The sequence below is a fragment of the Citrobacter sp. Cb080 genome (genome assembly GCF_030334745.1).
GTDB lineage: Bacteria > Pseudomonadota > Gammaproteobacteria > Enterobacterales > Enterobacteriaceae > Citrobacter > Citrobacter braakii.
The window spans coordinates 1-7215 of sequence record NZ_JAOWDG010000059.1 but is presented as its reverse complement, the minus strand read 5'-3'; the positions used below and the strand labels follow the sequence as shown (position 1 = coordinate 7215).

The window sequence follows — 7215 nt, the reverse complement described above, 5'->3', positions numbered from 1 at the left end:
TGACCTGCTCCCCGTTGATTAGTACACCCCGATGTTAGTAATGTCTTCATAAGCCACATGAGGACATCCCCATGAAGAAGCGTTTTTCCGACGAACAGATCATCAGTATTCTCCGCGAAGCCGAAGCTGGGGTACCCGCCCGTGAACTCTGCCGCAAGCATGCCATTTCCGATGCCACGTTTTACATCTGGCGTAAGAAGTATGGCGGTATGGAGGTGCCTGAAGTTAAGCGCCTGAAGTCGCTTGAGGAAGAGAACGCCAGACTCAAGAAGCTGCTTGCCGAAGCCATGCTGGATAAAGAGGCGCTTCAGGTGGCTCTTGGGCGAAAGTACTGACGACAGACCAGAAGCGGGAAGCCGTGATGTTGATGTGTGATGCGACCGGTCTGTCGCAACGTCGTGCCTGCAGGCTTACAGGTTTATCCCTGTCGACCTGCCGCTATGAGGCTCACCGTCCGGCTGCTGATGCGCATTTATCAGGGCGCATCACTGAGCTGGCACTGGAGCGCAGGCGTTTTGGCTACCGTCGTATTTGGCAGTTGCTGCGCCGTGAAGGGCTTCATGTTAATCATAAGCGCGTGTACCGGCTTTATCACCTCAGTGGCCTGGGCGTAAAACGCAGAAGACGTCGTAAAGGGCTGGCAACAGAACGTCTGCCGCTGCTCCGTCCGGCGGCGCCCAATCTGACCTGGTCGATGGATTTCGTCATGGACGCACTTTCCACCGGTCGCAGGATCAAGTGTCTTACCTGCGTCGATGATTTCACAAAGGAATGCCTGACGGTCACTGTTGCCTTTGGGATTTCAGGCGTTCAGGTCACGCGTATTCTGGACAGCATTGCACTGTTTCGAGGCTATCCGGCGACGATAAGAACTGACCAGGGGCCGGAGTTCACTTGCCGTGCACTGGATCAATGGGCCTTTGAGCATGGTGTTGAGTTGCGCTTAATCCAGCCGGGCAAGCCAACGCAGAACGGATTTATTGAGAGCTTTAACGGACGATTTCGCGATGAATGTTTGAATGAGCACTGGTTCAGCGATATCGTTCATGCCAGGAAAATTATTAATGACTGGCGGCAGGATTATAACGAATGCCGCCCGCACTCCACGCTGAATTATCAGACACCGTCTGAATTTGCAGCGGGCTGGAGAAAGGGTCATTCTGAGAATGAAGATTCCGACGTTACTAACTGAGTGTTGTATCTAATCGTGGGGGCAGGTCAAGTTTTTTTATTTATAATTTGCATATTAGATAAAAAGAAAGGTTCGATTATGAATGTTTATTGCATTCCAGTTGAGATTGTATACACAGGTGGACGGTTAGCATTTGGTACTTTTTTAGCTGATTGTGTTAAAAACAATTTCATAGGTATGGATTATTCTAACAGCGACATAGATGTTAAATTCAGGTTTTTTGAAGATAGCGATTGCTTCTCAATATTAGTCCTTAACGAGAAGGTCGCAAGATCTCATATTCAATTAAAGCATAATAACAATAATTTCACTATTTCCGTGAACAGCAATACTAACGCTGATTTTATCGGTGAAATCAATATGCTCATTATTAAGAAAAAAAATCTTAAAGGAGTTTACCTTCATAATGAAGGTTCAATGATGCTCAGTTCGTTTGATTCTAAGTTAAGACAAGGCTATTTTGACGCAATAAGAGTGTTGTATAAATCGAAGAAAAAAGATGAAAAAATTCAAATAAATAGACTTGTTGATAACTCCTCAGTAGTCGATAAATTAAAGAAATATAATTTTATTGATGAAATAAACGTTACTTTTACTTCTTTAAGTGCAAGTAAACGGTTCATTAGTGGCGCATATCAGAATAACTTAAAAAGCGTACAGATCAAAATGAATACCAGTGGGATGAACATAGGGAAAAAAGCCAGTAGAGATAATTTGATAGGTTATATCAATGACTTAGTCAAAGAAAAAGCAAAATCTGTAAGTGTAAAAGGGCGTGATAATGTTGCATCCTCTGGTGAACTTATTGGGCTTATCGATAAATCCAACAGTGTAGGGCTATTTGACTTTGAGCATTTTTCAAGCAATATCAATGGAATGACAGTTAGCTCTTTTTTATCCAACACTGTATACTTAGAAAGCAAAGACATTGTCGTCAACCACAAGCTATTGAAATAAGTTGGAGGCCGGAATGTTTGGAAGAAATCTTGTAATTGGTTGTATTATTGGTTTCATTGCATATGGTGTTTTTGTGTGTGCTGGTATTAAGATAAGTGGTTGTTTGGATATGCTTATTGGCAATTACAAAACATATATGAGAGGTTATGTCTTTTCATCATTCCTCGGAATATCTTCTTTCCTATTGTCTCTATTAACATTTGTGGTAATTAATCTTAAAGAGAAAATGTTTGATTCCGAAGATTATTTAACTATCTACAGAAAAGGCGAAAATTTAAGTTATGATGCTGATGTGAAAAAATCAGACCTTTACAAACCTCTTCTCAATATCACGTATTTGCTCGTTCTCTCTATTGCATTCTGCTTGTTAACATGCCTATCGCAGTTTTCATTAGGTTTTTCTGATTCAAAAAAATGGTTGATAATTCCAACGATAATGCCATTTTTAGCACTTTCGTTTATGTCGTTGTCCTTAACAGCAATGACGCAGTTAGTATGTCAGTGGCTCAAGTCAGAAGAATTTATCAAAGCTAAAAAGCCTTAATAGTTCGATTAAATTTCATTAAGGTTAATTAGCTTTAATAGAAAAGATAGTGTTTCCATTACTTTATCATTCCCTTAAACATTAAAATTAAACCAACGCTCTAACAATCCTGATTTATTCAAAGGAACTGAGTGATTATTTAGTTTTTTACCTTCCAGCGTGCTTTTAGCGAAATATGTACAATCAGCTTTGAAATGTACTGTAAGAGAATCAGGGTTGATAGCCATCAAACCAGCGTCAAAAAGACGATGCAGACAAGCAAGCATCAATATACCGTTAGATGTGTTGTTATTTCCCGATCCTACTGGCTCAATGTGGGCAGCCTCGAGAGCTTCTCCGCTATCCGTAATAGCGCAACGATAGCAGAAATTAGCAGCTATACGCTCTTTAAAATCATTCTGATTGGTGCGGGTACGAACAATGCGATCAGCAAATAAAGCCTGCTCAATAGAATCAGAAACTGTAGCCGCGTATAAGGTATCATTAGCAACAAGGGCTACAGGTGCTTCTACAAGCGTTTCTACGATATCTGCAGGGGAGCTGCATTGCTCGGGGGCAATTGTCGATTCTAAAGCATATATAGGTGTTTTTACAGGGTGTTTAGACGGCTTACATACAAGAAGAAACTCATGAATCTGTTTAGGTTTCATTTTCTGTTTTATTGCATCGCGTTTGAACGCTTCTACCATTGGATAATTATAACCCTTCTCAGAGAAGAGCCTGATCCACTTGTCACTAAATGATTCAGTTGCTTTAGGTTCAGCAAGAGCATCAATAGGCGCTGATTTAGTAGATGTATTTATGTTGAGATGTTTACTTGTAATGTGAAAAAATAGGCTGTCAGATGGCATAGCACCTTTACAGATAATACAACATACATTGATTGCAGGTGCTTTAACCTCCTTCATCAGTATTAGTTTAGGAGTGCTCACACTTGCATGATGCACATCCCTCATATGATCTGCAAAACCGCCAAAAGATTTAAAATCAATTTTGCATTCAATGCATGAAATAGGGTGTCTTAAAAGGATTGTTTCATTCTCTCTCTGTTCTTTTTTAACTTGGTTAATAGCATTTTGCTTAATTTTTGCTTCATGCCAGGGATCATAAGTAGTGGGCTCTGTTTTTGGTTCAGGTTTGAATAAAACACGATTTTTCGGTTTGACTGGTGTTTTGCCAACAGGGATTATGAGTTTTGCATTATCATGTTGATGAACCTTCTTTGCTACTTGATCAACATTGATGTTATACCATCGACGCAGGTAAGAAGATTCTAGGCGGTTAGATATAGTTCTACAGATCTCGCTTTTGGCAATACGTGTTGCTTCCTCGTAAGATTTGCCCTCAGATTTTAATAATTGCATACGTCGGAATATTCGAATACCATATTCCATCTTACTAACACCACTGTAAGAGTTCATTACTTTTATTTTCTTTTTGGCTTTCTTACCCATCATCAATACCAAGTGATTAACAAAGAAGTAAATGTATAGGAGATTCTACCTCTATAATGATAAGCTAGCAACTACATTGCTTGAAAATTGAAAGAGGTATTAATGCATATGGTTCATAAATTTGTCAGTGGTTGGAATCAATATTTGGCATTCGATACTATATTTAGTAAATATATATAAGACATATAGACAATGTGACCTGCTCCTACTTTATTAATAAACGACTAAGTTAGTGATACATATATCTGACTGTAAAATAATGTGAACTTTAGCTCCTCGCTCATAGCTGCCTATCACTTAGCTTTATATATCTTCAAAATTTATCGGATATGTTGTGGTAGCTACCAGCATTCAGTGGCGCGGATAGAGACGGTGTTAAGTCCGGTATTTGGTGTTCCTCGCTTCGTGTTGGCAATAATTCTCAAATATCTGTGGAACTGATCAGGATGTCTTCAATCGATAGAATGTGGCTTTGCTGATTGCCAATTTTTCTTGAACTGCTGCTGGCGGTAGGCCTTGCTCTAGCAACACCTTTACCTGTTCTGCGGTCGCCTTGATTGGTCTGCCGCAATGCTTACCTTCAGACTGAGCACGTTTGATTCCTGCTGTTCTGCGTTCTGCTATCAGGTCTTTCTCAAGGCTGGCGAGTCCTGCCATCATGGTAAGCATGGCTTTGCCAACGGGCGTTGACAGGTCGAACCCTTCACGCAAGCTGACAACTTTTACGCCTTTCGTCTGCAACATTTCCACGGTGGAAAGAACATCAATCGTGTTACGCCCCAGGCGATCTATAGCAATCACGATCAGCGTATCGCCATCTCGCACATAACTGAGTAGTTCACCAAACCCTGGACGTTCCCCTGCCTTGACTGCACCACTCACCGCCTCATCGCTGAACCAGCGAGTAACGCTATAACCAGCATCGGCTATTTGCTGCTTCTGATTTTCAACGTTCTGGTCGCTGGTGGAAACTCGCACATATCCGATCACAGTAGTCATGATGTTCTCTAAGTCTCAAAAGTTTGTATCAAAATAATAACTGTCTCAAAATAAAAGATCAACCTTTTGAGATAAGGCGAAACCGCATTCTGTGGTTGCGTTGATGTGGTCTTATAAGGAGATGGTTTTGAGACTTGAAACGAGGAGTTGAATTCGTTTTGACGAGCGAAGATGAAAATGGCGTGATCACACACGCCAGTCGTTGCATGAGATGATTATTCTTTGAAGAACTGTGTGGCTGACCATCCACCATGACCACCTGGGGTAATGAAGAAAACAAACCCCTTATCGTCTACGTTCTGAATCTCAACTGTCATCGATTCTTTTAGGAGACGGCATTTACCGGAAGTGATGAGGCCCATCATACCCTGTTGGTCTTTGTCCTGGATGTAACTGATCATCTCGTAAAAGTCGGTCAGCTTCTTACAGTTAAATGTTCCTTCTTTTAGGGTGGCGGTATCTCCATGACTCAATGCATAAGCGTTCGGTATCACTGACAAAAATATGGCGGCTGCGAATAGTTTTTTCATTACCGCCCCTTATAGCTCAGAGCATTCGCTGAGGTTGTAAGTGCCTTTTCTACCGTCATCATTAACCAGATGCAGAACAAAAATGAGCGGGTTGCCGTCAATGAAAGACACGGCGACACTGCCGTTGTCGGTGCTATAGAGCTTGGCAATTTGCTTCTCCCCGATGTACGAGAGATCCCAGCTTGCGTTATTTAAACTGAAGTTGATGTAGCCCCCTGAAACACCGGACAGTAGCTGTATCTCCAGATAAGAGATAGGCTTGAATATATGTCTAACACTAACGCCAATTTTGAGATGACCGGGATCCTGTTAGGGCAAGAAGTCCGTAAACGTAAAACTCCTCAGGAGAAGATCGCCATTATCCAGCAGACGATGGAGCCGGGTATGAATGTCTCCCATGTCGCCCGCCTGCATGGTATCCAGCCCAGCCTGCTGTTTAAGTGGAAGAAGCAATATCAGGAAGGCAGCCTCACCGCCGTTGCGGCTGGAGAGGAAGTCGTTCCTGCTTCTGAGCTTACTGCTGCTCTGAAGCAGGTCCGGGAGCTTCAGCGCCTTCTGGGCAAGAAGACGATGGAAGTTGAGATCCTGAAAGAAGCCGTGGAGTACGGTCAGTCGCGAAAATGGATAGCGCACGCGCCCTTGTTGCCAAAGGACGGGGAATAGCCATGGTCTGCCGGACCATGGGCGTGTCGCGTGCGCAACTGTCACTGCGGATTAACCGTTCTGCCGACTGGCAGGACAGGCGCTGTAACCGGCGTAATGAAGAAGCAGACGCAGAAATACTGTCGGCTATCCTCAACATTATCAGCGATATGCCGAGTTATGGTTATCGACGCGTGTGGGGCATCCTGCGCAAGCAACGTCGCACAGAGGGACAGCTACCTGTGAATGCCAAACGGCTTTACAGGATAATGCGTGAGCATAACCTGTTGTTGTTGCATCACAAACCAGAGCGACCGAAGCGTGAACATAAGGGCAAGATAGCGGTGGCAGAAAGCGATATGCGCTGGTGTTCAGATGGCTTCGAGTTCGGCTGCGACAACGGCGAAAAACTGCGGGTAACGTTCGCGCTGGACTGCTGCGACCGTGAGGCCATAGACTGGGCAGCAAGCACGGGAGGCTATGACAGTTCGACCGTGCAGGATGTGATGCTGAGGTCGGTGGAAAAGCGCTTCGGCGACAGGTTGCCCGACACAGCGGTGCAGTGGCTGACGGATAACGGTTCAGCGTATACCGCGTATGAAACGCGGAGGTTCGCGAGAGAGCTGAATCTGGAGCCCTGCACAACAGCGGTGAGCAGCCCGCAGAGTAATGGCATGGCCGAACGGTTCGTGAAAACGATGAAAGAAGACTATATCGCGTTCATGCCAAAACCGGATGTGAGAACAGCACTGCGAAACCTTGCAGTAGCGTTCACGCATTACAATGAAAACCACCCGCACAGCGCGCTGGGATATCACTCCCCGAGGGAATACCGGCGGCAGCGGACATCGTTAACTTAAGATACAAAAGCTGTTCGGAGATGGAGGGTCAAGATCA

7 protein-coding genes and 1 pseudogene are annotated in these 7215 nt (G+C 43.7%); 4 read left to right on the top strand and 4 right to left on the bottom strand.

Annotated features, from left to right (window positions below; all coding sequences use genetic code 11):
- The first annotated feature begins 71 nt into the window (after positions 1 to 71).
- The 3 genes from OGV38_RS10250 (at position 72) to OGV38_RS10240 (ending at position 2693) form a co-directional block, all read left to right on the top strand.
- Positions 72 to 1192, top strand: a protein-coding gene (locus tag OGV38_RS10250) for an IS3-like element ISSen4 family transposase (protein WP_096147877.1) whose coding sequence is annotated in 2 segments (ribosomal slippage) — positions 72 to 330 and positions 330 to 1192 — 1122 coding nt in all. Because the reading frame shifts where the segments join, the coding sequence is not laid out codon by codon here.
- Positions 1193 to 2149, top strand: a complete 957-nt coding sequence (locus OGV38_RS10245; RefSeq protein WP_286473266.1) for a hypothetical protein — start codon at positions 1193 to 1195, stop codon at positions 2147 to 2149. It abuts the gene before it with no gap.
- Between the two features lie 13 nt (positions 2150 to 2162).
- Positions 2163 to 2693: a hypothetical protein gene (locus tag OGV38_RS10240; RefSeq protein ID WP_227093140.1), complete on the top strand. Its 531-nt coding sequence runs from the start codon at positions 2163 to 2165 to the stop codon at positions 2691 to 2693.
- Positions 2694 to 2767: 74 nt separating this feature from the next.
- Here the strand turns inward: OGV38_RS10240 and OGV38_RS10235 are convergent, their stop codons facing one another.
- The 4 genes and pseudogenes from OGV38_RS10235 to OGV38_RS10220 form a co-directional block, all read right to left on the bottom strand.
- Positions 2768 to 4150 (bottom strand): HNH endonuclease signature motif containing protein, encoded by a 1383-nt coding sequence (locus OGV38_RS10235; RefSeq protein ID WP_227093141.1) that lies wholly within the window; start codon positions 4148 to 4150, stop codon positions 2768 to 2770.
- A 438-nt stretch (positions 4151 to 4588) separates the two neighbouring features.
- Entirely contained in the window at positions 4589 to 5146 is a 558-nt protein-coding gene (locus OGV38_RS10230) for a recombinase family protein (RefSeq protein ID WP_286473262.1), read from the bottom strand.
- A 215-nt stretch (positions 5147 to 5361) separates the two neighbouring features.
- Positions 5362 to 5676: a hypothetical protein gene (locus OGV38_RS10225; protein ID WP_046275909.1), complete on the bottom strand. Its 315-nt coding sequence runs from the start codon at positions 5674 to 5676 to the stop codon at positions 5362 to 5364.
- Between the two features lie 9 nt (positions 5677 to 5685).
- Positions 5686 to 5883, bottom strand: a pseudogene (locus OGV38_RS10220) (hypothetical protein); the annotation flags it as partial.
- An 87-nt stretch (positions 5884 to 5970) separates the two neighbouring features.
- On the opposite strand from OGV38_RS10220, the gene OGV38_RS10215 reads away from it, so the two are divergent.
- Positions 5971 to 7178 (top strand): IS3 family transposase gene (locus OGV38_RS10215; protein ID WP_117086587.1). Its coding sequence is split into 2 segments (ribosomal slippage): positions 5971 to 6292 and positions 6292 to 7178, totalling 1209 coding nucleotides; the frame shifts between segments, so codons are not numbered across the junction.
- The last annotated feature ends 37 nt before the right edge of the window (positions 7179 to 7215 follow it).